Origin of the sequence: Collimonas sp. OK307 (assembly GCF_900113705.1) — a bacterium.
GTDB lineage: Bacteria > Pseudomonadota > Gammaproteobacteria > Burkholderiales > Burkholderiaceae_D > Collimonas.
In genome coordinates, this window is record NZ_FOQI01000023.1 from 1 (window position 1) to 25,755 (window position 25,755).

24 protein-coding genes and 1 pseudogene are annotated in these 25,755 nt (G+C 53.0%); 11 read left to right on the forward strand and 14 right to left on the reverse strand.

All coding sequences use genetic code 11. From position 1 onward, the window contains the following. The 4 genes from BM205_RS24455 to BM205_RS21870 form a co-directional block, all read left to right on the forward strand. Positions 1-214, forward strand: a 214-nt coding sequence (locus BM205_RS24455) for a hypothetical protein (RefSeq protein ID WP_217646078.1), incomplete at its 5' end; no start/stop codon positions are given. Positions 215-1,077: 863 nt separating this feature from the next. Further along, a complete protein-coding gene (locus BM205_RS21860; RefSeq protein ID WP_305763959.1) occupies positions 1,078-2,427 on the forward strand; it encodes a 2-hydroxycarboxylate transporter family protein in 1,350 nt (449 codons plus the stop codon). A 137-nt stretch (positions 2,428-2,564) separates the two neighbouring features. Beyond that, entirely contained in the window at positions 2,565-3,602 is a 1,038-nt protein-coding gene (locus BM205_RS21865; RefSeq protein ID WP_092416979.1) for an isocitrate/isopropylmalate dehydrogenase family protein, read from the forward strand. A gap of 93 nt (positions 3,603-3,695) precedes the next feature. Then, positions 3,696-4,481: an alpha/beta hydrolase family protein gene (locus BM205_RS21870; RefSeq protein WP_092416980.1), complete on the forward strand. Its 786-nt coding sequence runs from the start codon at positions 3,696-3,698 to the stop codon at positions 4,479-4,481. Between the two features lie 196 nt (positions 4,482-4,677). On the opposite strand, the gene BM205_RS21875 is transcribed toward BM205_RS21870, so the two are convergent. Then, positions 4,678-5,811, reverse strand: a complete 1,134-nt coding sequence (locus BM205_RS21875; RefSeq protein ID WP_092416981.1) for a porin — start codon at positions 5,809-5,811, stop codon at positions 4,678-4,680. A gap of 510 nt (positions 5,812-6,321) precedes the next feature. Here BM205_RS21875 and BM205_RS21880 point away from each other — a divergent pair. The 3 genes from BM205_RS21880 to BM205_RS21895 all read left to right on the forward strand — a co-directional run bounded on the left by BM205_RS21880 (position 6,322) and on the right by BM205_RS21895 (position 9,852). Continuing rightward, positions 6,322-7,539 carry an alginate lyase family protein gene (locus tag BM205_RS21880; RefSeq protein ID WP_175511351.1) on the forward strand — a complete coding sequence of 406 codons (1,218 nt, stop codon included), beginning with the start codon at positions 6,322-6,324 and terminating at the stop codon, positions 7,537-7,539. A gap of 795 nt (positions 7,540-8,334) precedes the next feature. Then, entirely contained in the window at positions 8,335-9,258 is a 924-nt protein-coding gene (locus BM205_RS21890) for a hypothetical protein (RefSeq protein ID WP_175511352.1), read from the forward strand. A 15-nt stretch (positions 9,259-9,273) separates the two neighbouring features. Continuing rightward, positions 9,274-9,852 (forward strand): hypothetical protein, encoded by a 579-nt coding sequence (locus BM205_RS21895; RefSeq protein ID WP_092416984.1) that lies wholly within the window; start codon positions 9,274-9,276, stop codon positions 9,850-9,852. 115 nt (positions 9,853-9,967) lie between these two features. On the opposite strand, the gene BM205_RS21900 is transcribed toward BM205_RS21895, so the two are convergent. From BM205_RS21900 to BM205_RS21910, 3 genes are all read right to left on the reverse strand, one after another. Next, complete coding sequence (locus BM205_RS21900) at positions 9,968-10,291, reverse strand: DUF4359 domain-containing protein (protein WP_092416985.1); 324 nt, start codon at positions 10,289-10,291, stop codon at positions 9,968-9,970. Between the two features lie 156 nt (positions 10,292-10,447). After that, positions 10,448-10,780 carry a PXPV repeat protein gene (locus BM205_RS21905; RefSeq protein WP_092416986.1) on the reverse strand — a complete coding sequence of 111 codons (333 nt, stop codon included), beginning with the start codon at positions 10,778-10,780 and terminating at the stop codon, positions 10,448-10,450. A 75-nt stretch (positions 10,781-10,855) separates the two neighbouring features. After that, positions 10,856-12,382, reverse strand: coding sequence for an ice-binding family protein (locus tag BM205_RS21910; protein WP_254784005.1), 1,527 nt, complete (start codon positions 12,380-12,382; stop codon positions 10,856-10,858). A 463-nt stretch (positions 12,383-12,845) separates the two neighbouring features. Between BM205_RS21910 and BM205_RS21915 the strand changes: the two genes are divergently transcribed. Together BM205_RS21915 and BM205_RS24375 are read left to right on the forward strand one after the other, a co-directional pair. Next, positions 12,846-13,769 carry a glycosyltransferase family 2 protein gene (locus BM205_RS21915; RefSeq protein ID WP_254784009.1) on the forward strand — a complete coding sequence of 308 codons (924 nt, stop codon included), beginning with the start codon at positions 12,846-12,848 and terminating at the stop codon, positions 13,767-13,769. Beyond that, positions 13,769-13,945, forward strand: a complete 177-nt coding sequence (locus BM205_RS24375) for a hypothetical protein (protein ID WP_175511353.1) — start codon at positions 13,769-13,771, stop codon at positions 13,943-13,945. Before BM205_RS21915 ends, BM205_RS24375 begins: the two co-directional genes overlap by 1 nt. 58 nt (positions 13,946-14,003) lie before the next feature. Here BM205_RS24375 and BM205_RS21920 read toward each other — a convergent pair whose 3' ends face one another. Then, positions 14,004-14,930, reverse strand: coding sequence for a polysaccharide deacetylase family protein (locus tag BM205_RS21920; RefSeq protein WP_092416989.1), 927 nt, complete (start codon positions 14,928-14,930; stop codon positions 14,004-14,006). Positions 14,931-15,235: 305 nt separating this feature from the next. Between BM205_RS21920 and BM205_RS24715 the strand changes: the two genes are divergently transcribed. After that, on the forward strand, positions 15,236-15,571 hold the full coding sequence (locus tag BM205_RS24715; RefSeq protein ID WP_092417029.1) for a hypothetical protein: 336 nt from the start codon (positions 15,236-15,238) through the stop codon (positions 15,569-15,571). Between the two features lie 72 nt (positions 15,572-15,643). Here BM205_RS24715 and BM205_RS21930 read toward each other — a convergent pair whose 3' ends face one another. From BM205_RS21930 to BM205_RS21970, 9 genes are all read right to left on the reverse strand, one after another. After that, on the reverse strand, positions 15,644-16,507 hold the full coding sequence (locus BM205_RS21930) for a response regulator (protein WP_092416990.1): 864 nt from the start codon (positions 16,505-16,507) through the stop codon (positions 15,644-15,646). Positions 16,508-16,567: 60 nt separating this feature from the next. Further along, positions 16,568-18,661, reverse strand: a complete 2,094-nt coding sequence (locus BM205_RS21935; protein WP_092416991.1) for a hybrid sensor histidine kinase/response regulator — start codon at positions 18,659-18,661, stop codon at positions 16,568-16,570. 73 nt (positions 18,662-18,734) lie between these two features. Further along, positions 18,735-19,472, reverse strand: coding sequence for a Crp/Fnr family transcriptional regulator (locus BM205_RS21940; RefSeq protein ID WP_092416992.1), 738 nt, complete (start codon positions 19,470-19,472; stop codon positions 18,735-18,737). A 217-nt stretch (positions 19,473-19,689) separates the two neighbouring features. Next, a complete protein-coding gene (locus BM205_RS21945; protein ID WP_092416993.1) occupies positions 19,690-20,274 on the reverse strand; it encodes a HutD/Ves family protein in 585 nt (194 codons plus the stop codon). Between the two features lie 68 nt (positions 20,275-20,342). Beyond that, complete coding sequence (hutG, locus tag BM205_RS21950) at positions 20,343-21,278, reverse strand: formimidoylglutamase (protein WP_092416994.1); 936 nt, start codon at positions 21,276-21,278, stop codon at positions 20,343-20,345. Continuing rightward, entirely contained in the window at positions 21,275-22,048 is a 774-nt protein-coding gene (locus tag BM205_RS21955) for an amino acid ABC transporter ATP-binding protein (protein WP_092416995.1), read from the reverse strand. The genes hutG and BM205_RS21955 overlap by 4 nt, the downstream gene beginning before the upstream one ends. Then, on the reverse strand, positions 22,045-22,713 hold the full coding sequence (locus BM205_RS21960; RefSeq protein WP_092416996.1) for an amino acid ABC transporter permease: 669 nt from the start codon (positions 22,711-22,713) through the stop codon (positions 22,045-22,047). The genes BM205_RS21955 and BM205_RS21960 overlap by 4 nt, the downstream gene beginning before the upstream one ends. A gap of 47 nt (positions 22,714-22,760) precedes the next feature. Continuing rightward, positions 22,761-23,510, reverse strand: coding sequence for a transporter substrate-binding domain-containing protein (locus BM205_RS21965; protein WP_092416997.1), 750 nt, complete (start codon positions 23,508-23,510; stop codon positions 22,761-22,763). A gap of 24 nt (positions 23,511-23,534) precedes the next feature. Then, positions 23,535-24,302 carry an IclR family transcriptional regulator gene (locus tag BM205_RS21970; RefSeq protein WP_092417030.1) on the reverse strand — a complete coding sequence of 256 codons (768 nt, stop codon included), beginning with the start codon at positions 24,300-24,302 and terminating at the stop codon, positions 23,535-23,537. 330 nt (positions 24,303-24,632) lie between these two features. Between BM205_RS21970 and BM205_RS21975 the strand changes: the two are divergent. Beyond that, positions 24,633-25,745, forward strand: a pseudogene (locus tag BM205_RS21975) (methyl-accepting chemotaxis protein); the annotation flags it as partial. Positions 25,746-25,755 lie beyond the last annotated feature (10 nt).

Below are 25,755 nucleotides of genomic sequence, written 5' to 3' on the forward strand. Positions count from 1 at the left end.
TAGGTTCTGCCTTTCCGCCGGTAGCTATGATGTCCGTGTATCTCTGAGGACTGAGAGAGATAACCAGCTACGTGCCTTTTGGCTCCAGCCTATCAGCGCCTTTGGCTGGTTCGTGGTGACGACGTTTATCAGCAATTCACTTATGTTAACCAATACCACCAAGCCTAGCGTGAGAGCCGCATTTGCGCTTGCAGCCCTCCATGCATTGTCCTGACCGCTTCAGACCAGATAGTTACCCGTCTTGCCTGGGTCAGTAGGCTACCGTTGACGGCACAACGGGCTTTGTCACCACGATGTTCAGCGGGCAAAGCAATTACCTCATCAGCACCATGTCGCACCAGTCCCCCCCACGCCTGCCCGCCGCGTTAAATGCACTGCTTTTAACGCAGTTCGCAAAAACGCCAGGCTTCCAGGCCACGCGGGATTCGCGGGGAAAATGGTTGCATTAACGTGACGGAAAGTGATGCACTTTTGATCTGAACGCCTGCGACTGGACCAGGCACTACCCCGAGATGTTACCACCTGGGAAATCTCCACCAGAGTCTTGATTTGTATGTCGCGCGGCAAATTAAATAACGGACAATTGGAAAGCTGGATGAAAGTTACACCATTATAGAATTCGTCAACGTTGATAAGTAATTGAGGAAGATCACCGCCGCTATGTTTGGCAGCAGATCACAATCCTCAAATGATGGAGACAAAAATTAATGCATATTTTTTACGGCTCAATGAATTTTGCCGTAATACCGGCGACACCAGCGCGTACCGTCTTGATTGCATCGGCTCCAGTCATGGCTGCCGACTCGTCAAAAAAATCACCTTCATGATTGCGGCATCGCCGAGATAATTCATTTGTCGGCAAAACTGACTGCTCAGCCTCCAATCCGAATGTTCAACGCTCGTGATTGAACACCCGCAAGACAGATGCTGCGCAAACGGGCATGCATAACATGCCTGCCAGCATTGCAACTTAGCCGTAAGGCCACGACCATATGTGTTCATCATGGTTTTAGCACTTAAATTCGCCTCATCGCGGGCCGGGCGTTAAATCTAAAATTAGAATCAAAGGAGAAAGAAATGAAAGCTATACCTGCTGAACAGCTTATGCCGATCACGGAAAAAACATCCGAAAAATTCTGGCCACATGGCTGGTGGAAATTGATGGAAATGCGCATTGGCGTTATACCGTTGCCGGTGTACCTGTTGTTGCTGGCATTGATAACAGGATTTGTCGTCACCGGCAAAGTGCCGTCCGATATCTCGGTATCGATTGCGTTGCTGGCAGTGGGCGGCTTTTCTTGCGCAGAATTGGGCAAGCGACTTCCTGTCATGCGCAACATAGGTGCCGCAGCAATTTTTGCGACCTTCATTCCTTCCTACCTGGCATTCCAGCATCTTTTGCCTGCCATGGTTTTAAAGAACGTAGTCGACTTCACCAAGTCGACCAATTTTCTTTATTTATTCATTGCCTCGATCATTGTCGGCAGTATCTTGAGCATGGATAGAGCGGTTCTCATCAAAGGTTTCATCAAGATTTTTGTGCCGCTTGCCGCCGGTTCGGTCGCAGCGGCTGTTGTCGGCACGGCCGTCGGCACTCTGCTGGGCTTGGGCACCTACCATACCTTCTTTTACATCGTTGTTCCGATCATGGCCGGCGGTGTGGGTGAAGGCGCCATTCCCTTATCCATTGGTTACTCCGGAATATTGCACCAGGCTCAAGGTGATGTCTTTGCGCTGGTCTTGCCCCCTGTAATGCTCGGGAGCCTGACCGCAATCATGCTGGCCGGCGCGTTGAATTTTGTGGGTAAGAAATACCCGCACCTCACTGGCGAGGGTCGGCTACAACCGGGCGAGCATGACGAAATGCATCCTGTGACGGAAGCAGGGCCGGGCCATACGGATGTTGGTAATATTGCGGCCGCAGGCATCACGGCGATCTCGCTGTATATGTTTGGATTGATGTGCTATAAGCTGTTCGACTTTCCGGCGCCGGTCGCCATGCTGTTCATTGCCGTGATTTTCAAGCTGTCACGCGCTGTCTCGCCGCAATTGCAGCAGGGCTCTGTCGTTGTCTACAAATTCTTTTCCACGGCTGTAACTTATCCGTTGCTGTTCGCCATCGGCGTATCCATGACGCCCTGGGACAAACTGGTGTCCGCATTCAACGTGCTCAATCTCATCACCATCGTTTCGACGGTTGCGACGTTGATAGCGACAGGCTTCATGGTCGGGCGATGGCTCAATATGTATCCGATTGAAACGGCAATTGTAAATGCTTGTCACAGCGGCCAGGGCGGGACCGGCGACGTGGCTATTTTGACCGCTGCGAATCGTATGCAAATGATGCCGTTTGCACAGATTGCGACACGCATTGGCGGCGCGATTACCGTAACGCTCACCTTGATTGCCATGTCCCAGCTGAAATAAGTGTCCGAGGCAAATTTCTCAGGTGATTGCATTCAAGGTTGCCGCCAGTCTGCTCTGTTGATGGAAACGGCGCAGAAAATTGCCCGGCAATCGCATTGGTCAAGCTATTCGATTAAAGAGTTCTTTAAAAATATCTCATGAAAAACACAATAACTACCCAAATTCCAGCCACGCTGATCCCCGGCGACGGCATCGGCCCTGAAGTGGTCGAGGCTACGGTCCAAGTGTTGGCCGCTTTGGGATCTCCTTTCTCCTGGGATATACAACAAGCGGGCGTGGCCGGCGTCAATGCCAGCGGCGACCCGCTGCCGGAAGCAACCCTGGCCAGCATCCGCAAGACCAAGCTGGCCCTCAAAGGCCCGCTGACCACACCGATAGGCGAAGGCTTCCGCTCCTCCAACGTCCGTCTGCGCGAAGAATTCCAGCTATATGCCAATGTCCGGCCGGCTAGGACGATTGTGCCTGGCCGCTTTGAAGACATCGACGTCGTGCTGATCCGGGAAAACATCGGCGGCTTCTATGTAGCGCACGAATACTATATTCCGGTCGGCGACGATCCGCGCGCAGTTGCCGTCTCTACCGGTATCAACACGCGCGAAGCCTGCAAGAAGATTGCGCGCTTTGCCTTTGAATACGCGGTAAAGAACGGCCGCAAGAAAATCACCGTAGTACACAAGGCCAACATCCTCAAGGCGCTGACCGGCATCTTCCTCGAAGCCGCCCGGGAAGTCGCGCGCGAGTATGAAGGTAAAGTGCAGATGAACGACATGATCGTCGATGCCTGCGCGATGCAACTGGTGCTCAACCCGTGGCAGTTCGACATGCTCTTATGCACCAATCTGTTCGGCGATATTCTTTCGGATCAGCTGGCAGGACTGGTGGGCGGACTGGGCATGGCGCCCGGCGCGAATGTCGGCGATGACGTCGCAATCTTCGAAGCAGTGCACGGATCGGCGCCGGACATTGCAGGCAAGGGCATCGCCAATCCGATTTCCCTGCTGCTGGCAGCGGGGCAGATGCTGGATCATGTCGGCCACGATGACCTGGCCCTGCGACTGCGCACCGCGATCACCGACACGTTGAACAAGGACAAAATTGCGACGGGCGATCTCAAGGGCACTGCATCCACTCAGGAGTTTACCGATGCGATTGTGCGTCGGCTTGAGTTGATCTAGTTTGCGATCCATCTAACTGTGCAGCGGCGGAATGTGCCACCTTCAAGTTGGCACGATCGAGGTTTCTATTTTTAATATGCCTGGGGAACAAAAATGCCAACGGAACGTTTCGAGTTCTTAGGGGCTGAAAGGCAAAAACTTGCCGCTCGCCTCGATATTCCAGCGGGAGAAACACGCGCGTACGCTTTGTTCGCCCATTGTTTCACCGGCGGCAAAGACATTCTCGCCGCTAGCCGGATTGGACAGGCACTCGCCACGCGCGGCATAGCGGTGTTGCGCTTCGACTTTACCGGCCTGGGTGCAAGTGAGGGAGAGTTTTCCAATACCAATTTCTCCTCGAACCTGGCCGACCTGACCGCAGCTGCAAATTATTTGCGGCAGACATATCGAGCACCGTCCATGCTGATCGGGCATAGTCTGGGCGGCTCGGCGGTCCTTGCCGCAGCTTCGAAGATACCGGAGGTGCGCGGTGTCGTTACCATCGGAGCGCCAAGTGATCCAGCACATGTCAAGAAGCAGTTCCGTGGATATCTGGACGAGATTCAGACTAACGGTGAAGCCGTAGTCAAGCTCAGTGGGCGATCATTCAGGATCAAGAGGCAGTTTCTGATCGATGCAGAGAAACAGCGATTGCTGCACAATATTTCGGAGTTTAATGGAGCGTTGCTGGTAATGCATTCACCGCAAGATGAGACAGTCGCGGTGCAGAATGCGAGCCATATTTTCAGCGTTGCGAAACACCCGAAAAGCTTCGTATCCTTAGATGATGCAGATCATCTTCTTACCCGGAAAAGCGATGCTTTGTATGCAGCAAACGTCATTGCGGCATGGGGTGAGCGTTACATCATCGATGACGTTAAAAAGGTCCAGCGAAGTTAATCCCTTGATTTTCTTGGCGATCGGGGTGGAATCTAAATACTGACATAAGAACCCGTCGGCTGCGCGCACTGGTTTATTTTTCTGAATATGCGCGTACCCGCACCGAGCTAAAACAGCTTGACCCCATATCCGTTGTTGAACTCCTGATTCACCGAGGGCAGAGTTTTTTATTCTTTGCCCCCGGCGGCGACATCAATCAGAAGCGAGTGCGCATGCCCATCGCGAATTCGGTCTGATTGTTGAAACCGTTGGCCGATCCTACACGATAGCCGTCGCTAAGTTTCATATAGTCGGCAGCCAGATACAGTTCGGTACGTTTCGACAGATGGTAGAAAACGGAACCGTACAGTGTTTTCTTTTTGCCGCTACCGGCCGCGGTGGCGCCGCTGGCATCAGCATAGGCATTCAAGGTGTTGGTGCCGGCCGCGTTGTAGGCGGCATTGTTGGCTTTCATCACTTGATAACCGAGTTCATAGTCGAACGAACCTTGAGGCGTGAACTTGGCCGATACGGTATATGCATTGTCCTTACGCTTGCCGAGCGCGCCTTGCTCTGCCGTGTAATGGAAGTAACCGGCGTTCAAACGCACCAGATCGAAAATGTAGCTGCCGCCCAGTGAATAGGATTTGTGCTTTTCGAGACTGCTGTCGATTCCGTTGCCGACGTCAGCCTGATTGATGAAACCGGAAACGAGGAAGTTGGAACCGTTGTAGCCGATCGCCGCGGACTTGGTGGTATTGCGTGCGAACTGGCCAGCGGTCTCGCCGAACTGATAGCCAAGGCCGGCGACCACGCCGTTACTGAATACTTTTTTCCACGTCACGCCATTGTCGTAGCGTGTGCCGGTAGCGCTGCCCGAGTAGAAAATCAGTTGCTTGAAGTTGTTGTTGTTGGTGTAGCCGCCTTCTTCCAGGCCGAGCTTGGAACCGTATGCGTCGCCGTAGATCTGGGAAAAATCACGTGCCAGAGTATTTTGGCGGCCCAGAACGACCTGGCCGAAAGTCGTGTCTTGCAAACCGACCCAGGCGTCGCGGTTGAACAATACGCCCGGTGTATCCATTTCGCCGGTGCCGACTACGAATTCAGCTTCCAGTTTGAAAATTGCCTTGAGTCCGCTGCCGAGGTCTTCTGCACCACGGAAACCGATGCGATTGCCGCTAAACCAGGCTACCGGGATGCCGGTCAGGCGGTCGCCGGCCTTGTCAGCATGATTGACGGTGCTGATGGTGGCATCGATCAGGCCGTATACGGTGACATTGGATTGCGCGGATGCTGTATTGATACAGCCGATCGTCCCCAGAACAGCTAGCGCTAATAGCGACTTTTTCATTTTTATCTCCTGACACTTATATGTTGAATTCATCGGTCAATCTCGATTGACCGTCAAGAGATAATAATCCCAAGTTTGCGAACCGCCGTCGGCATATATGCATTTGTTGCTTTTTGGGTACAGTTGAAGAGTTTGAATTTTTGTTCTGAAAATGAGGTGCGCACTTTGTTGGTTGTCGTAGGAATTCGCGACAACATAGGAAATGACTGTTGACGTATCCAAAATTGGCCTAAAGCCGCATGAAATCACCATTGTTGTGAGTTTTTGTGGTGCGTTTCGGCACATAAGCTTCGACATCGCGAAGGACGCACGCAGACGGAAAAATCTCAGCCAGCCTTGTCAACTTATCGAGGTGCACAATCGTTCCTGCCTTGACATGCATTTACATTAATCGTCTGACTTAGGTCCAAAATTCTGTCGGCAGCCGGACTTTGCATATGTTCGCCGTCTCCAACAAGGAACGCCACGGCATCACTCAAGTGCTTCTCGATACTTGATGACATATTGAAGATGCGATCACTCATCCACACGGAGTTGGAAAAATTGACTTTCACATTCAAAAGCATCAATAGTTTGATTGGCGTCGCGATAGTGATCACGCTTGGTGCTGCATCCGCAAGGGCAGATTCCTTTACGCATCCTGGCGCCTTGCACACCCAGGCTGATCTTGAGCGGATGAAAACCAAAGTCGCGCAAAGCGCACAGCCTTGGCTGGATGGATGGAATATTCTTATCAAGAATCCTCACGCATCATTAAGCTGGACGCCTCGTCCCGTTGATGTCGTTTATCGAGGCAAGGACGGCGCCGGTCATCCAGAGAATTACAGCGTTCTGTTTAATGATGCTGCGGCAGCATACGCGCTTGCTTTGCGCTGGAAGATCAGTGGCGACGATGCCTATGCCGACAAAGCTGTTTCCATTCTGGACGTATGGTCGGCACCGCTGACTGGGATCAGCGGGAGCTCGGACAAATTCCTGGCGTCCGGAATCTATGGTTATCAGCTCGCCAATGCGGCAGAGATCCTGCGCGCATACAAGAAGTGGCCCGAGAATAATTTCAACCGTTTCAAAATGATGATGCTCAACGTCTTCTATCCGATGAACCATGATTTCCTGACGAGGCATAACGGCGCAAAAATAGACCACTACTGGGCCAACTGGGACCTCGCCAACATGGACTCCATGATTGCCATCGGCATACTCACTGATCGCAGAGACATATATAACGAGGCGCTCGAATACTTCAAGCATGGTGAGGGCAATGGCGCCATCAATCACCTAGTATGGAAAATATATCCGGAGGGGTTAGGGCAGACGCAGGAGAGCGGGCGTGACCAGGGCCACAATACGCTGAACGTTTCCTTGCTGGGCGCGTTTTGCCAGATGGCGTGGAATCAGCGTGACGACCTTTTCGGTTATGAAGACAACCGCGTTCTGAAGGGTATTGAATACATTGCCAAATACAACCTGGGCGAGGACGTCCCTTACACACCGTACCGTAACAGCGACGTGACCCAGGACGTCATTGCAAGCGCTGGTCGCGGCGACAGCCGTCCGGTTTGGGAATTGTTCTACAATCACTATGTGGTTCTCAAGGGGCAAGATGCGCCGTATACAAAGGCGTTCGCGGAGAAAGTGCGCCCCGAAGGCGGTGGCGGCAATTACGGCCCTAACAGCGGCGGCTTCGATCAGCTCGGTTATGGCACTCTGACTTATACGTTGAGATGAATCGAAATACGCTCCGCAAAAATTATACGATCCACGTAATCATTGGGATTTGAGCCGCAATCTTGATGATGTTTGCGGAGCGGAAACCGGCTGCAAAGCCACGTCATATATAGAAAACTAGAGAAGCTTGGGAAGCTTGCTGTTGCGATCTTTTGGTATGAATGACATTTTACTTTTTGCGTAAATTTAATACTCTCTTCCAAAACGCCACCTCGAACAGAATACCTATTGCAAAGAGAATTGCTGCCCCCGATTCTAAACCAAGAACGTACATGACTACGGCGCCAGCTAAGCATCCTAGAGTAATGAAGTGTTTCATTGGCAGATCCTCTCTGTTTGGTTCGCGAAATACGGCATAGTTGACTTCAAGTCTAGCAAACATTTTGTTGTGATTGTGTAATTGATTCTTCGACCAGATACCTACGGTGCGGCGGCAATTCCTGAATCTTCGCTGCAAGACTGATCAGTTCTGGTAGCTGCCGCTTTGCGCATTTTGTGGCGACATCTTTTACGACTAGCAGACCAACAGGTCATTCAGCTTGCGGCGTATATCTAGCGACGCCTAATTTTTGCCGATGATAACGGCAATGTGGCGGTAATTCTTGAATCTTCGCAGCCAGATTGAATAATTCCGGCGGTAGCTTGTTGATGTGCATCCAAATTTTGCCCACTTTGCAGTATGACCGGGACAACTCAGCAAGCAAACGAACAAACCAGCGGCCTGGCCTCAACTTCCACAGCGATTCCGTATTTTTACCGCAGTTTGCAGCAAGCTGACCACATTTAATTTCCAATTTGCAATTTTTCTGCCATTTCGGTTATATTTACGTGGCAAAAATTATAATTAACCAGGGGAAATACATGCTTAAAGGCATCATTATAATGATGGCGCTAGCCATTGGTTTAGCCGGTTGCGCTGCGCCACAGTACATTCCGTTAAGCCAGGAAAACGCAAAGAAGATCCAAACCGTCAACGTACGCAGCCTGGTGGTCCAGGACGAGGTGCTTGCCAAGGCCGATCCGTCGACAGTTTCCGCCGCCCTTGGTGGAGGATTGATTCCGGCATTGATCGATGCATCTGTTACAAATGCAAGGCAGGCGCGTTTGCAGACGGCGATGGACGCAATGTACGAATCCCTGGAGGATTACGACTTTCGTACGATTTATTGGCCGGAGCTGACGCGGCAACTGCATGAACAGTATCCGTTCAAGGTGATGAATGTTGTTACGACTGCGCGCGCAATGCCCGCCAAAGATGTTCTGCAGCACGTCCAGAATCTGAAGGATGGCGAAGCTGAGCTGTTCATTTCGACAGATTATTATCTGTCGACGGATCTGCGCTCATTGAACATCATTACTGCTTGCAGTTTGTGGACAAATGGTGCGCAGGAGCCGGTCTATAAAAATTCCCTGAAGTATCAGTCGGCCGCGTTGGGAAGCGGCGGAGAGCAATCCGCGAAAGCCTGGGCTGCCGACGGCGGCAAGCCTTTTTTTGACAAATTGAAAGAGGGCATAGACGAAACGCTGGCCATGCTGTCGATCGATGTCAAAAACAATGTTACCGCTACAGCCAAGACCGACAAGATGGATGTTAAATTCAATTTTGGCGAGAATGCATCGGCTAAGCAGAAAGCCGTCAACGGCACGCTCGTGGACAAGCGAGGTGAACGCGTCATCATCCGCGGCGCCAGCGGTAGTCTGTATTCACTTTTGCCTTGATTAGGAGACTACCTGATGAAAAAGATCACTTGCATCGCGCTCATGTTCGCGGCCCTGGCTGCCCGGTCCGCACTGGCTGCCGAAGGTGAACGGCAGCCTTTGAGCATGACTTATGATCCTGTCGCTGCCGATGTACGGCCGGTTCCGGTAGCGCATACCTGTATGCTCAAAGTGCTTCCTGTTGCTGATGAACGTTTAAACAAGGACACCTTGGGAGTCAATTTGACCAATCCCCTGATCAGCGGCGATGCTGCCGGCTGGGCGACTGCCGGCCTGCAGAATTTGAGCGACTTTGGTTTTCGGATCGAGAAAACCGGCGCCACGGACGGACAGGCTCGCATTACGCTGTCACCGAAGATTATCCGCGCTTATACCTGGCAAATCGGCTTGAAGCTGTTCGGTACGGTTGTGATTAAAATGGATTACACGCGGCCCGACGGCAAGATAGAAAGCAAGACATACCGTGCTTCAGGCGACAAGACCAACATGTGGGGAGCGGATGCCGAATACGTTACTACGCTCAACTATGCACTGAATAATTTGTTGAAGAAGGTTGCGGTCGATCTGGATAAGCAATGCGGCCTGACAGCTTGATTTGACAGGTTTTCATTTGCGTTAAAAAAAAACCGTTAACTTGTGTTGACGGTTTTTTTAATAGACCAGCCAGTTGCTGAGCCTTTGTCAAAGCAGCTCCATCACAATTTCTAGATTAATTGGAGCGTACTTCCTGGGATTTTTGGGCCGTCAATTGAAAGAAATTGCCAAGAATACCTAAAAATTTCAGATGCCGCCCTCCCAGGTTAGAGTCGTAAGTGCTAAACAGAACATAATTATTTCTCACCGTGCTGCTAGTGATCAGGCTGCTAGCCACTCCGCCAAATAACGTTCCCAGTGTTCGAGTTACGTCATCCCGTTTATTGGCTTCTTGAGTGATTAGCTGATGAATGTACTGCTCGTAGCTGTCTAGTTTGGGATTTGTGAATGCCAGCAACCCGACAATCGACAGCACTACGATGGTTGATGATAATTTCATTCTTCGCGCCTACCTTTGCAGATTAAAATCCATGGCTCCAGGCGCGACTAGCTCGTTTCATCGCCGGAACCATATGGTAACCGCCTCGCCGATAATAGCGATACAAATGTATGAATGTTCTCATGTCAACGATCATGTAGTCAGTGTTAATAAAAATCAATTGTCGTGGCCATGTTGCTCATCACGGTCATGGTCACGGCGTCCGTGGTCGTCATGCTCGCGGCGATCGTGTCCACGCTCTTCTTGCCACCGACGCGCCCGCAGCTGACGCTCACGCCAATCTTGTTCACGTTCCGGCTGAATATAGACCGGGCGCGTTTGCACATAAACCTCTTCTGGCTGCACATACACCGGACGAGGCTGTACATAGACGCCCGGGAGTCCAATATTCACACCAACGTCTACGCCTCCAGCCATGGCGGGGACCGTTAGCATCATTAGTGTAGCGCCGACTATTATTCCTGCTGCAACGGTGAAAGATTTCTTCATTTTTTACTCCTGAAAAATTTATTCGGGGCCAAAGACCGGCCGAAATGACTCAGCCGATCTTTGAGATTTCTGCTTTTACGGCGCAGGCACGTTAATGATGGTGTTGGTCATTGTCACGGAAGCATTCAGTCCGACGGCCCTGCCGTTCAGTACCACTGTTTGTACGTTGCCGACAGTAGAGAACGAAACTGCAGATGAAGCGAGGATGGTTCCTACCATGGTGCCGCCGCCCGCGCCGTTAATCGTGGCGGACGTGCCGACCTGCCAAAACACGTTCTTGGCCTGCGCGCCGTTGATCAGGATGACGCTACGCGGTGCTCCCGGACCACCCACGGTGAGCGTACTCGCAGTCTGGAAAACCCAAACGGCATTCGCGTCGCCTTGTGCATCCAAGGTCAGATCCGATCCCGTTATCTTGAATGATCCCCCTGCCGCTTGATAGGTGCCAGGGAATAGAGTGAGGCCGCCTAGTTGTCCGGCGCCTGGATCCGTCCCGCCAGGCAATGACGCAGGAGACAGGTTGTTAAAGGCGGTCTGGGCGTCGCTTCTGGCCTGGGTTGCGATTGCGCATGACTGGACATTGATTGCAGCAGACGTTGGTCCAAGGGTGGAGACGGTGCAAGTGTAGATCTTGCCGTTCACCGTGCCTTTATTGGACCCGGTTTCCGTATAAATATCTCCCGCCAGATCGTGGAATCCAGTCACTGTCGAAGTCGTCGTCGACGTGCTTCCGATATCGCCGTTAATCACTGTCAGCGTCCCGGCATTGGTGGTGCCTGCGGTGCCTCCTAGATTACCGAAAGGGGTGGCCGCGCCAAGTGCTACCGGCCCTGTCGGACCACAGCTGGTGGTGCCGGTTGTAAAAGTCCATATCTTGTCACTGGCCAGAGCATTACCCGCGAGGTCTTTGACGCCGCCGGATCCTCCGTGAATTGTAGCTGTATAGGTGGCGCTAGCTGCAAGGGCGGCTGCCGGCGTAAAGGTCGCAATATTGATCGCCGGGTTGTAGGTTGCGGTTCCTGCGATAGCCGCTGCGCCAGGTCCTGTCACCGTAAAGGCTGCGGTGCTGACGGTTAATGGATCGATAGTTTTGCTGAAGGTGGCATTGATAGATTTGTTGGTGCATACACCAGAGGCGGCATCAGCCGGGTTGGTGGAAACCACTGTGGGGGATGTGGTGTCCGCGCTCGCCCCCGTCGTAAAGGTCCATACGAAGTTGCTAGCGAGCCCAACGCCTCCTGCATCCAGAGCCGCGGTAGTAATCGTGGCGGTAAACGTGGTGTTCATCGCGAGATTGCCGGTTGGCGTGAAGGTTGCGTTGTTGCCTGTGGGATTAACCACCACGCTTCCCGCCACTACAGCTGCACCCGGAGCCGCCAACGTGAAAGTCGTCGCATTGATCGATGCCGGGGTCATCGCCTTGCTGAAGCTGACGAGGATCTTGGCGTTGATCGCAACACCTGTAGCGCCGGCGGCGGGATCGGTGAACGTCACCGCGGGCCGGGTCGTCTGCGGCGTAACATCAGGTCCTCCCAGGACCGGATCGCGTCCACCCCCACCCCCACCGCATCCTGCTGCCAGACAGCACAGTAGCAATGTCATGAGCCATCTCTGGCACTTGCCGTAACTGTTGAATTTGTTCATATACTTCCCGATAAGCTAGAGTCTGATTTTGGATGATAAGAAACGCGAGTCGCGATGCAGATCGTGACGTACCTCGTTATAGGCTTGATTTTTGGCAAGATCCGTGCGGCCGCGCACATAGCGCCGGAAAGTTGGCTGATCACGCGTGGAGGGAGATGACCGGGAGGTAAGGGGATGGTGCAGCCGTGAGCGGGCGGGCGCATCTGGCTCCTGCCAATCGGGGCAGCCGTCACACAATCACGTCAGCTGTTTCTCGTTAGACAGGTGGGGTAGAAAATGTGATGGCTGCTTTATCTGAAGTATGATCGTTTATTACAGGTATCGATAACTGCGCTATGCCAAAACACAAGTGTGCACTGTAATTTTGTTTACCGGACTAAGAATATAGACACTAATGAATAGCCAATGCCCGCACTCGCCGATGGTTTCCATAATTGTTCCGGTATACAACGGATATGAATTCTTGAAGGAGTGCCTGCAGTCCTTGCTTAATCAATCCTTCACGGACATTGAAATCATTGTAGTAAATGACGGCTCAACCGATGAGACACCGGCCTTACTGAAACAATATGAAAATTTCAAAAATATAGTCATCTGTCATTTATCCCGCAATCGCGGTGAAGCCGCCGCTACCAACGTCGGGATACAGATTGCAAAAGGGAAGTACATCGCCCGGATGGACGCTGACGATATATCGTTACCCGATCGTCTGTTTCTGCAGGTAGCAGCGCTGGAGAGCGATCCGGATCTGGTCCTGGTTGGCGCCCAAACCCAAGTATTTGGACGCGATGGAGAATCGACGACTAATTTATTTCTAGCTGATGGGGACATCAAGTGCGCGCTTCTGGTTGGTAGCGGTCATCTCATCACAACCAGCGTAATTTGGCGCCGTGACTGGTTTATACAGAGAGGAATATGGTGGAACACGTCTTTGCCAAGTGCACGCGATCTCCGGTTCTGGTCAGAGGCAATGCTGGCGGGGGCAAAATTCCGCAATTTGCCGGAAACGCTGGTCCGATACCGGATTCACGGTGCCAATGCCAGCCATCAGGTGGAGGCGGTACGCCAGTCAAGTAGAAGCACTCGGGCCATGCTGCTTCGAGCGCTTTATCCTTCCCTGGACGAAAACGCCATATCAAACCTGGTTCCGGTCCTTGAAATTCAATTTGGCGATGTACATTTAAACGATGCAGATGCTTTGCTGACGGCCGAAAAAAGCCTCTTGCAGATGCGCTCGGAAGCCGTTTCGCTCTACGGTGAGAATCGGCACATTTTGCGTGATTACATAGATCAGTGGATCAGCCGCGTGCAAAAACGAATAAATGTACTTGAGGGGAAAAACTAGTGCCAAGCCCATCAATGCAGCCCATGTATGGTAGCGGCGGTCCGGTGCAGTTGCGCTCGGCCTGGTTTGTCGCCCAGGCGCCGCGCCGTCCTGGACCAGCTCGTGGCGATCCCGCATCGGAGGAAAATGGCGCTGCCTATACGCAGCGCATAGGGGCGTTGTTCGGCAGCCACTGACATGACTGCTAGCTTGAGGAATTGATAAATGTGATTCCGAAAGCGTAACAGCGTTTGATTACATCTTCTCCCACAACCAGTTCCAGAACCCGGGTAGGCGCACAGCTTGCGCGCTGTCACGTATGCTTCGTGCCAGGGCCGCACGCTCCAGCGCGGCCTTGTCGTCATAAAACGGCTTGGTGGCAGTCGGTAGCTGGACCGCACGCGCGCAATCCATCAGTATTTGCAAATATTCCGCCATGTGATCGGCGGTGTAACTGTTTATATCGTGAAAAGTTACCACTACCGGGATACTTCCATCCACCGTCGGCAACTCGCCTGCGGCAATCCGCTCGCGTACGTCAGTCAACATATGCAACATGTTGGAGCGTCTCCTCAGGCTGGCCTTGAAGCCATATATCTTGCCGTCGTTGGCGCTCAAATCCGTCAGCAAAATGTGCATGCCATGCTGTTGGTAAGCGTCAAAAGTACGCTTGTCAAAGTTCCAGAACGGCGGGCGAACCAGTTTAGGTGCGCGCCCTTGTATGGCAACAATGTCGGCAATGCCATCGTTTAGCGATTGCTCGAATATGTCGGGGCTAAGGAAGCGATGGTTGGCATGATGTGGTGTGGCGGTGTGAAAGCCAAGCAAATGCCCTTCGTCAATTTCGCGCCGTAGTATGTTTCGCCCAAAGTCCGTCTCACCAGCATCGGACGAACGGGTTTGCACAAAAAAGAGGGCTTTGATGCCGGGTTGTAGAGGATTGTGCGCGAGCGTATCCAGTATGGACAAGGTCGGATTGTCAGTCCTTGGACGGGCCGGACCATCGTCGAAAGTCAGCAGGAAGCGAATCGGCGCTTGAGATTTCAATCGCTCGGCAGTTTGAGGCGACATGGGAACCGGCTGGATAGCGCAACCCGTAGCGCCGAGCGTCACGAAAATCACCATCAGGCCGAAAATGATCTTTTTGATATGTCGGATTGAGATTACGTTACGCGATGGCATTAATGTTGCGAGTAATGAAGCGGAAAACGAAGGCATACGGTGACTGGCAATAGGGTTGTGGTTGATTTTTTTTGCGACGCAGCAGCAATGTTAAACCCTCGACCTGCGTTGCACGCTGGCTGTTACAAACTACCACAGTTGCGTTGGCCGAATAATTTCGGGTTTTGAAAAAACATTTGCTCCTCTGTTCGGCAACACACAGAGAAATTTGATGCGCTCACTTAATCTGCAATCAGAAAACGGATGATATCTGCTTGTTTGAAGGCGATATCCCGCGTTTTTTTTTATTACATAAAAGGATCGATATGAAATATTCTCTGCTGTTGGCAGCACTGGTCGTCACGGTTGGACTTGCTGCTTGCGAAAAAACTACGACCAATAATCCTGCACCACCTGTGGCGGCGGTTCCTGGCCCGGCGGGAGCGCCCGGTCCTGCCGGGGCGACAGGCTCTGAGGGCGCCACCGGTGCGACAGGTTCCACTGGTGCAGGAGTGGCCGTTCCCGGGCCGACAGGCGCCACAGGGGCTACGGGAGCTACGGGAGCCACAGGAGACGAGGGAGCGCCTGGTGCTGAAGGTAGCAAAGGCGATACCGGAAAAACCGGAGGCGGCACGGTGGTCGTCGTACCAGCCCAGAAGTAACGGACTTTGATTTAACGAATGCGTTGTCACATAGCTCGTACGTGAATCGAGCTATGTGGCGCTGCCATCGATTTAGTCCTTGTCGCTGCCCAGATGTTTCTCTTCCTGATCGCGACGCATGCGGTCGGTGATGTCCATGCCGATTCCTCGATAGCCGATAAAAAGGCTGCTTGAATCGAACATCGGTTCCCCGCTGACTTGAAGATATTGCAGGGTGCCGTCGGCATTGGTGCGACTGTAGACGAAATCGAGGAATGGACGCCGGTTTGCAATGTTGTCGTTCAGTTGCGCACGTTCGGCCTCATTCCATCGTCCGGTCGCCGCGATGCCGGCGGCATCTGGCGTGCTGTCCGCGTCGATTCCGAGCATTTCAAAGACCGGGCCGGAGACCTTGGTAAATGTTCCTTGCGAATCCTGTTCCCAATACCAGTCCGATGACAGTTCCGTCAAACTCTTGAAGCGCGCCTCGCTCTCGCGCAATTCGGCCGTGCGTACCAGCACTGTCTGTTCCAGTACCTTGTTGTAATTGTCCAGTTTCTGATACAGCAGCCGCACTTCCAGCATGTTGTGGATGCGTGTCTGCACTTCTACCAAATCGAATGGCTTGCTGACAAAATCTTTGGCGCCGGCTTGCAGCGCGCGCAGTTTGTGAGCAGGTTGCGCCGTGATGACCAACACCGGCAAATAGCCCGTCGTTTCGATTTCCTTCAAGCCTTCCATGACTTGGAAACCGTCCATGTCCGGCATTTGCAAATCGAGCAAAATCAAGTCGTAGCGATGCTCCAGATGCAAAGGACAGACTGTACGTGGATCCATCGTAGAAGTGATGCGTTCGTAACCGGCATTGCGCAGCATTTTTTCCAACAGCAGCACATTAGCTTCCTGATCATCGACGATCAAGATGCTGGCCTTTAGAATTTCGGATGCTTCAAGCATTACGTTATTCCCAAAAAAGTCGTTCACCTGCTAGCAAATCAAGTGGCATTTCGTCACTGCCTACGTTCCAAGCGACAAACCAATTTTTTCTGCGTGGCGCAACGCGACGTCGAGGGCGTCCATAAATTCGATGACCTCGATTGGTTTTGTCAAATAACGGAAGAAACCGGCATCCATACCCTTTTGAATATCGCGCGGAACGGCGTTGGCTGACAGCGCCATGATCGGTATGTGCGCCGTTGCCGCATCTTCGAGCAGAATTTTCAAGGCGCCATAACCGCTGATACCGGGCAAATTTATATCCATCAGAATCACGTCGGGCCGATGAACGCGCGCCATCTGGATACCCAGATGGCCATTGATGGCAGTCAACAGCTTTAAATCGCCGCGCCGGGCAATCAATTGCTCGACCAGGATCAGGTTTGCCGGATTATCTTCGACATAGAGCAGTGTGCGTTGGGATTGCGGCGCGTGCATCGCCGCATGATCCAGTTTATCCAGGTGGTGCATGCCGAGGCTGTCAAGCGCCAGTTCCGGCGCGCTTGATGCGGGCAATTCGACCCAAAATACACTGCCGACACCGACGTTGCTTTCAACGCCGATAACGCCGCCCATCAACTCGACCAGTTGTTTGGTGACCACCAGGCCGATGCCCGTACCTTCTTCGATGCTACTCTCTTGCCCGAGCCGGTTGAACGGCTGGAATAGTTGCGTCAACTGTTCCGGTGTCAGGCCGGCCCCGGTATCCGTAACGCTTACGCGAACCCGATCTTTACCGCTCATTGCGCATTTGACAACCACCTTGCCATCTGCCTGATTGTATTTAATCGCATTCGACAGCAAGTTGACCATCACTTGCTTGACCCTGGTCCGATCGGCATGAACATAAAAGAGATCATCAAGAAGCGGGAAGGTCATCTGCACTCCGCGCTTTTGCGCCTGCGGCTCGATCATTGCCTGGCAATCTTGTATTACCTCGGTGAGCGACATCGACTCTTGCGACAACGTCACTTTGCCCGATTCGATCATCGCCAGGTCGAGGATTTCATTGATCAGACGCAGCAGATACCATCCGGCTTGCAAAATCTGGTCGATCGACAGCTTCTGCGTCGATGACGGCGGCGGCGTATCGGATGCCATCAACTGCGCAAATCCCAGCACTGCATTGAGCGGGGTGCGCAATTCATGGCTCATGCTGGACAAGAAGTCGGATTTCGCCAAATTGGCTTTTTCCGCAGCCGCTTTCGCATTTTCCAGTTCGACGTTATTTTCTTGCAGCTTAGCTTCAAATTGCTTGCGATCGGTGACATCGCGCGCCGCAGCGAATACGCCTTGCAACTTGTTGTCGCGGTTATGAAAGGTAGTCGCGTTGTACGAGACTACTGTTTCCGTGCCGTCCCTGGCGTGGGCGGTCAACTCGTAATTGGTCACCTTACCCTCTTGCAGAACGCGTGTGATGGCGGCCTCTGCACGTTCGGGATCGGTAAAATAATTCTTGAACGGCGCGCCGATCAATTCATCGCGGGTGCAGCCGGTAAGTGCTTCCATCTGCTGGTTGACGTCGCTGATGATGCCGCGCGGATCGGTCGTCATCAAGGCGTCGATATTCGATTCGATCAAAGAGCGTGTGTAGAATTGCTGGTCGCGCAGGCGCTGATCGAGCAGCGCCTGCTCAGCTTCGACTTGTTTGCGCGCTGTGTTGTCGGTGCCGATCAAGAGGTAGCCGATCACTTTCTCTTGCGCATCGCGCAGTGCAGTGACTGACACCATCGCCGGGAAGCGGCTGCCATCCTTGCGGATGTAGGTCAGTTCATAGATGTCTTCAATACCGCGCGAGGCTTTGAACACCAGCGCTTCAAAGCCCGGAGTGATCTGGGTGTCCAGCTCAAGGCTCAGGGATGCTGCACGGGCAATCAATTCCTGCGCATCCGAAATGCCGGCCGGCGTGATTTTGTCTACCACGTCCTCTGCCTTGTAGCCGAGCATACGTTCAGCGCCGACGTTGAAAATCTGAATCACTCCTTGGGCGTCGGTGGCGATACAAGAGAAGTTGGCGCTGTTGAAAATGGCATCTTGCAGGGCTCCGGCCTTCAGCAATGGTTGCTGTACAGCTCGCGGTACTTGTCCGGCAGACGGGTTTTCTATGGTGGGCATAAATTCAGATTCTGGTGGGCTTACAACTGAGCGCTAGCCTCGGCTCAAACAAGGTAATGGTGAATCTGTAATGTCAGGGCGCCGGCTTGCCTTGACGCTGGTGCACATCCGACAACAAGCGCGCAAATTCTTTCTTGACGACGTCATAGCACTCGCAAACGTTGCTGGTCAGGCCAGCCCGGTCCAGCACGGTGATATGGCCGCGCCGATAACTGATAAAGCCACGGCTCTGCAACTTGCCTGCCGCCTCGGTGACCCCCTCGCGCCGCACACCGAGCATATTGGCAATCAACTCCTGGGTCATCGTCAATTCATTCGTGGGCAGGCGATCCAGTGTCAGCAAGAGCCAGCGACACAATTGCTGGTCTACCGAATGATGGCGGTTGCACACGGCGGTCTGGGACATTTGCGTGAGCAGAGCCTGGGTGTAGCGCAGCAGCAGGCGCATCACCGGTCCGGCGCGATTGAACTCTTCCATCAATATGTGCGACTTGAGGCGATAGCCATGGCCGCCGGTCTGCACCACGGCGCGGCTGGGCGTGGTATCGCCGCCCATGAAAAGAGAAATTCCTAATATTCCCTCGTTGCCAACTCCGGCAATTTCGGAGGAGCCGCCGTTTTCCAGAACGTAATGCAGCGAGACAATCGAGGTGGTTGGAAAATAGACGTGCTGCAGTTTGCCGCCGGAATCGTAGAGAAGGTCGCCCAGCCGCATGGGAATCAACTCAAGATGCGGCGCCAGGCGATCAAATTCAGCGTCAAGCAACGCTGCCAGGAGGTGATTCTGGTTTGGATCGTGTGTGCTGAACATATTCTTCTTCCTGCCCCCAGTCTATACCTGAGTGAATGTAAAAGGCGGAAATCGAAAGAATGCCCGAATCAGGCAAGGTAACATACCCAACCTGTCCGTCCGGAAAGATTGGCTCTTAGCACTGCGGAATATGCGTTATTACCCGTAACGGCTTCGAATGGTGCCAAATAACAACGTTTCGACGCGTTGAGCGAATTAAAGATATCAATGGGAATCGTCAGTTCGAGACGTCAAATATATTGGTCACCATGATTTCTGCCTCCGTCGCATCAAGCGTGAGTTCCTGATCGGGAGCCGTGAGCAGAACTGCATCACCTGGGGCTAGTTGCACGACACCTGATTTCGGCTGCCGGATGTGGGGTGAGCCTTTAACGATATATACCGCGCTGGTATGGCCACGATGAGGAACGCACAAGGTACCGGTAAACGCGAAACGGTGAAGCGTGTGCGTGTGCAGGCGTCGCCGGGTCATCACGTTGAAATCGGTGACGGGCCCGGCGAGCAGGGATGAACCTACCTGCTCTTCGCCGGCAAATTCAAAGATGGGTGCTTCAGACGTCAACGTAAAATGCCTGGCGTCCTGGCTGATCAATAATTCTCCGCCTTCAGTAAGAGCCAGCGATCGGTCAATTCCCGGAAAAATCGAAAACCGGCCGGCGGTACTGACAGTTGCCACGCTGATGCGCCACTCGAAATTATCGAGACTGCTATTGGCCGGACAACGAATGATCTCTCGTGTAATGCCGCCGTCGTTCTTCCATGGCATGACGGTTTGGGCTGCTTTCGATATGACTATCAGCAATTCTGATCTGCTCCGGTATCAATTGCCTGGGACGGCGTTATGCACACGTTTTAGGTGAAAATGTGAATTCAACAAGGTTGAAGTAACGTATGTGCCAGGCGCGCTGCCACTTTCGCGGTGAGCCCGTCGCGATCATAGGTTGGATTGCATTCCGCAATGTCGGCGGCGATCAGCTTGCCGGAATCCTTGGCGATCCGTATCAGGTATTCCACTTTTTCGAGTTGCATGCCCAAGGCCGCAGGCGCGGAAACTCCTGGCGCTTTCTCGGCAGGTAAGACATCCAGGTCAATCGTCAGGTAGACAAGGGTCGCAGCTGCGAGTTGCTCCTGCAGTTCTCGTCCGAAATCGGCGAGGTTGCCAAATGCGATTTCACTATCCAGCTTGAAATGCACACCAAGTTCCCGGGCGCGGGAAAATAGTGCGGGTGTGTTGCCCAACTGGCTGATGCCATAGCAAAGATAGTTGAACTCAACGCCGGCCTGACGACACCATTCGGACATTTGTTTAAATGGGGTGCCTGAACTCGCCTGATCGGATTCCCGCAAATCAAAATGTGCGTCAAAATTAATAATAAGCAACCGTTCAGTGCGCAACGTTTGATCCAGATGGCTCGCGATGCCAAGGAAGGTGCCGTATGCGACCTCGTGCCCGCCACCCAATACCAAAGGGAATACGCGCTGTGAAAGCGCCTGCTTGACGTGATCAGCCAGCCGCAGTTGCGCTTGCTCCAGTTTGCCATCAATGCAACTGATGTTGCCTGCATCGAACAGGCAATCAATGCCATGCGCCGGAAGATTAGCCAGCATGCGCCGGATCGCATCCGGGCCTTGTGCGGCGCCGATGCGTCCATGATTGCGACGCACTCCTTCGTCGCAGGAAAAACCGATCAAGGTAGCGTTGTTTTCGGATGAGGCATTAAACGGCATGACGACCTGATGCAGGCGACGTGTGTCGCCTGCGCTGTCGGTATCTTGCCGGCCGGCCCAAATGAATTGATCTGTCATGCGGCGCTGCTTTGCTGATTCCTGGACAATACCGCCTGCAGGAAGCTGCGGGTGCGGTCTTCGCGCGGGTTGACGAAAATCTGGTCTGGCGGCCCCGATTCGACGATGCGGCCGTGATCCATCACTACGACAATATCCGCGACTTCTCTCGCAAATCCCATTTCATGCGTGACGACCAGCATTGTCATGCCTTCGTTGGCCAGGGCCTTCATCACTTGCAGCACTTCGCCGACAAGTTCCGGATCTAGCGCAGAAGTCGGCTCGTCGAACAGCATGACTTGGGGTTTCATCGCTAATGCACGGGCGATGGCGACTCGCTGCTTTTGTCCGCCGGACAGGGTGGCAGGCATCGCGTCTGCCTTGTGCGCCAATCCGACTTTAGCCAATAGTTCACGTGCCAGGGTTTCAGCGCTTTGCTTATCCATGCCCTGGATCTTGCGCGGTCCGACGGTGACGTTCCCCAATACCGATAAATGCGGGAACAGGTTGAACGATTGAAACACCATGCCGACTTGTTCTCGCAGATGGTTCAAATCATGATCGGACAACATGCGGCCGTCGGTCAGCAATTTCTTTTCACAAATTTCGATATCGCCTTCTTCAGCTACTTCCAAGCCGTTACAGCAACGTAATAGCGTGCTCTTCCCCGAGCCGCTGGGACCGATGATGACGATCACTTGCGACGGGTGGACTTCCAGGTCGATGCCGTGCAGGATGCGGTTACCTGAAAACGATTTTCCCAGTCCGTTTAATTTGATGATGGATTTCATTGCACTGCTCCTCCGGCTCTCAAGTGACGCTCTATTCTTTGCAACGCCATGCTGGTAAGACTCGTTAATACCAGGTACACCAGAGCGATAGCCAAATACACTTCGAGTGACCGATACGACACACTGATGATTTTTTGACCTTCGTGCATCAGGTCGGCGATGGTCAACAAGGAAACCAGTGCAGAATTCTTGATCAGTGCGATGAATTCATTCCCCAAGGGAGGAATCATCCGCACCACAGCTTGCGGCAGGATGATGGTGCGCATGGCTGTTCCAGCGGACATGCCGAGCGAACGCGCAGCTTCCATCTGTCCCTTCTCAATCGACTGAATCGCACCTCGGACAATTTCCGAGACGTAGGCGCCGGAATAAATCCCCAGTCCTAAAATGCCGCATACAAAAGCTGGCAGCAGGATGTTCAGTTCGGGCAGGCCGAAAAACAGCAGGAACAATTGCACCAGCAGCGGTGTTCCTCGAATAAAGGTTACGTAGGTTGTGCAAAGTCCGTAGCGTACCCGTTTGCTTGGGTCAAGCCGGCCCATCCCGACCAGCAACCCAAGCACGCACCCCATCAGCAGCGACGCCGAGGTAATTTCTACCGTCACCAACGCGCCACGTGCCAAATCAGTCCAGCCGCTGAGGACTGGTAAAAAATCAAGGCTCAATTGTATTTCTCCTCGTTCAACATCAATATTGTTATCGCCGACTGTGATTATTTCGCAGACGAATCAAGCCATTTTTTTACTAGTTTGTCGTAGCTGCCATCGAGTTTCGATTTCTTCAGCGCAGCGTTCAATGCCTGGGTTACTTCAGGTAAATCCTTCCTGACCGCGAAGCCGTACAGTTCGACGCTGACTGGCTTATCGATAACTTTCAGGCCAGGCCGCGCTTTCACATATTCCAAGGCGGCCGGCTTTCCGGTTACCGCTGCATCGGCGCGTCCAATTTCGACCAGGTTAAACATCTCCTGGTTTTTTTCGACTTCCACGCGGTCGACCTGCGGGAAATATTCCTTGAGATAGTTCACTGATTTGGTGCCCACCTGAACTGCGATACGTTTGCCATTCAGATCGGCTGGTTTAAGGATGGTGTTGTTGCCGCTCTTCACGACGATCACCAGGCCGCCGGGGTAATAAGGATCGGTGAAATCCACTACCTTGCGCCGATCTTCGGTGACATAGATTGCCGAGGCGGCGACGTCGAACCGTTTCGAAATCAACCCTGGGATCAGGCCTTTGAAGTCGATGTCAGTCCATTCGATTTTCTTGCCCATCGATTTGGCCAGCGTCTCCATCAGTTCGATGTCGAATCCGGTTCTTTTCCCATCTTTGAAAAACTCGAAGGGCGGGAAAGTCGAATCGGTTACAACCCGAATGACTCCTGCGGACTGGGCGTTAGCCAGTGTTGGCACTATAAAACTGACTGCGACGGCCAGTGCAATGAAAAAGCGGCGATGATTCATTTTTGTCTCCTGAAAAAATACTTGCTAATATAGTTTTAAGCACTCACTGATGACGAGTGCAGTCTTGACCGTCAATCCAATCAATTCTTGTTGCCTGTCTTCGGCTCTGATAGCTGGCGACATCAAGGTGATGGCACCTACCATGTGATTCGATTTACTAAAAATCGGAGCACTGATGCCCCATACGCCCATGTCTACTTCGCCCTCGCTCACCGCATATCCTTGAGCGCGTATCTTCGCCAATTCTTCGCGCAGGAGTTGCTGCTCTTTTGGTTGCCCGGGCAGTGATCCTGCAATCACGTCATCAACCATTGGTGCAGATAAGTGCGCCAGCAGCGCTTTAGCGGAAGCACCGCGCAGCAATGGCTGCGAACGCCCCTTTGAAAACGAGCAACGCAAGGAATGGTGGCTCTCCACCATATCGAGACACATCACCTGATTGTTGACGGCGACCATCAGCCCGACGCTTTCCCCGCACCGCATCATCAATTTTTCCATTTCCGGGCGAGCATGGGCGACCAGATAGGAGGTGTGATCAAAGCCCCAGGCGAGTTGCACACTGAATGGACCTGGTGCGTAGAGATTATCTTGTTCCTGTATCAGCCCCCATTTCTTAAGGGGAAGCAAATGCCGATATAAAGTGCTTTGGGGCAATTTAGTTGCATCCTTAAGTTGCTTGGCCGTGATCGGCTTGCCATGCCGGGCGATAACGGAAAGCACCATTAGTGACCGTTCGCTGGTGGGAGTAGCCGAAAGCGGGCTCTCCAAATCTGATGAATTGATCTTGTTCATGGACTTATCATCGGACACAATTCCCATAATTACAAATTTAATTCCCAAATTATGGGATTGCTGTTTTCTAGCCGATCAGGCTCTCTGGGAAAGGGAAGATCAAGCACGTTAAACCGGCGGCCGTAACGGCGAAGAATCATCACGCATTTACAATGATGTATTTTTACCAGATTCGAAAAACTACAAAGGTCAGCTTGATGAACTTCTTTCTTTGCAAAGAAAGAGCATCGACCAGATTGGGCGCGAGATTGCGCAGTTATATTGCCGCAGCTTCAATCTCATGGTGTTGTTAGGTGTGTTGATGGTTGTATTGGGGCGGTGTGTGCATTCCTGATCTCACGCTCCATCACGCGGCCATTGGGTGAGGCAATCAAAGTTGCGCAAACCGTCGCCTCCGGCAATCTGAGCAGCCGCATCGAAGTGAAGACCGCTGATGAAACCGGTCAGTTGATGCAGGCGTTGAAAGACATGAACGACAGTCTGTTGACCGTCGTCGGCGACGTGCGCACCGGTACCGATACTATCGCTACCGCATCGAGTCAGATTGCATCTGGTAATCAAGACCTGTCGGCACGTACCGAGCAACAAGCCAGTTCGCTGGAGGAAACCGCAGCGTCAATGGAGCAATTGACCAGTACCGTGAAACAGAATGCCGACAATGCGCGGCAAACCAATCAACTGGCTGTTTCCGCATCCGGCGTCGCGATCAAGGGCGGTGGCGTGGTGTCGCAAGTGGTTGAGACAATGGGTTCGATCAATACATCGGCCAAGATGATCGTCGACATTATCGGCGTCATTGACAGTATCGCGTTCCAGACCAATATCCTGGCGCTGAATGCAGCGGTGGAAGCGGCGCGCGCTGGCGAACAGGGACGTGGTTTCGCGGTCGTTGCCAGTGAGGTGCGCAGCCTGGCGCAGCGCTCCGCTGCGGCCGCTAAAGAGATTAAAACCTTGATTGGCGATTCTGTCGAAAAAGTTGATATCGGGGTCAAGCTGGTTGATCAGGCCGGCATCACCATGGACGAGATCGTCGACAGCGTCAAACGGGTCACCGACATCATGAGCGAGATTGCCGCGGCGAGCGAGGAACAAACCGCAGGGATTGAACAGGTGAACCAGGCGATCATGCAGATGGACCAGGTCACGCAGCAGAATGCCGCGTTGGTCGAGGAGGCTGCCGCCGCTGCCGAATCTTTGCAGGACCAGGCCGCTAACCTGGTGAATGTGGTCAGCGTGTTCAATACTGGTGAGATGTCGACCTCCGGCAGCACGTCTTTAAAGACGATAAGTCGCTCGTCTCCGGCCGCGGCGACCGCTGGCCGTATTGCCATTGCGCGACGCAGCATCAAGCAACCGGCGGCGACGAACGTGAAGCCCTTGAAGCGTGTGACGAAAGTTGCTGCAGTTGCCACCGCCGCCGACGGCGAGTGGGCGACATTCTAGAGGAAACAGG

What these genes read in the sequence shown, in the direction of transcription:
- BM205_RS21875 (WP_092416981.1), bottom strand. Translation starts at nt 5,811, where the DNA reads ATGAAAAAGTCGCTATTAGCGCTAGCTGTTCTGGGGACGATCGGCTGT.
- hutG (WP_092416994.1), bottom strand. Translation starts at nt 21,278, where the DNA reads ATGACAGATCAATTCATTTGGGCCGGCCGGCAAGATACCGACAGCGCA.
- BM205_RS21900 (WP_092416985.1), bottom strand. Translation starts at nt 10,291, where the DNA reads ATGAAATTATCATCAACCATCGTAGTGCTGTCGATTGTCGGGTTGCTG.
- BM205_RS21895 (WP_092416984.1), top strand. Translation starts at nt 9,274, where the DNA reads ATGAAAAAGATCACTTGCATCGCGCTCATGTTCGCGGCCCTGGCTGCC.
- BM205_RS21905 (WP_092416986.1), bottom strand. Translation starts at nt 10,780, where the DNA reads ATGAAGAAATCTTTCACCGTTGCAGCAGGAATAATAGTCGGCGCTACA.
- BM205_RS21930 (WP_092416990.1), bottom strand. Translation starts at nt 16,507, where the DNA reads ATGCTTGAAGCATCCGAAATTCTAAAGGCCAGCATCTTGATCGTCGAT.
- BM205_RS21955 (WP_092416995.1), bottom strand. Translation starts at nt 22,048, where the DNA reads ATGAAATCCATCATCAAATTAAACGGACTGGGAAAATCGTTTTCAGGT.
- BM205_RS21880 (WP_175511351.1), top strand. Translation starts at nt 6,322, where the DNA reads ATGCGATCACTCATCCACACGGAGTTGGAAAAATTGACTTTCACATTC.
- BM205_RS21865 (WP_092416979.1), top strand. Translation starts at nt 2,565, where the DNA reads ATGAAAAACACAATAACTACCCAAATTCCAGCCACGCTGATCCCCGGC.
- BM205_RS21940 (WP_092416992.1), bottom strand. Translation starts at nt 19,472, where the DNA reads ATGTTCAGCACACACGATCCAAACCAGAATCACCTCCTGGCAGCGTTG.
- BM205_RS21970 (WP_092417030.1), bottom strand. Translation starts at nt 24,302, where the DNA reads ATGAACAAGATCAATTCATCAGATTTGGAGAGCCCGCTTTCGGCTACT.
- BM205_RS21910 (WP_254784005.1), bottom strand. Translation starts at nt 12,382, where the DNA reads ATGACATTGCTACTGTGCTGTCTGGCAGCAGGATGCGGTGGGGGTGGG.
- BM205_RS21860 (WP_305763959.1), top strand. Translation starts at nt 1,078, where the DNA reads ATGAAAGCTATACCTGCTGAACAGCTTATGCCGATCACGGAAAAAACA.
- BM205_RS21935 (WP_092416991.1), bottom strand. Translation starts at nt 18,661, where the DNA reads ATGCCCACCATAGAAAACCCGTCTGCCGGACAAGTACCGCGAGCTGTA.
- BM205_RS21870 (WP_092416980.1), top strand. Translation starts at nt 3,696, where the DNA reads ATGCCAACGGAACGTTTCGAGTTCTTAGGGGCTGAAAGGCAAAAACTT.
- BM205_RS24715 (WP_092417029.1), top strand. Translation starts at nt 15,236, where the DNA reads ATGAAATATTCTCTGCTGTTGGCAGCACTGGTCGTCACGGTTGGACTT.
- BM205_RS21915 (WP_254784009.1), top strand. Translation starts at nt 12,846, where the DNA reads ATGGTTTCCATAATTGTTCCGGTATACAACGGATATGAATTCTTGAAG.
- BM205_RS21920 (WP_092416989.1), bottom strand. Translation starts at nt 14,930, where the DNA reads ATGCCATCGCGTAACGTAATCTCAATCCGACATATCAAAAAGATCATT.
- BM205_RS21965 (WP_092416997.1), bottom strand. Translation starts at nt 23,510, where the DNA reads ATGAATCATCGCCGCTTTTTCATTGCACTGGCCGTCGCAGTCAGTTTT.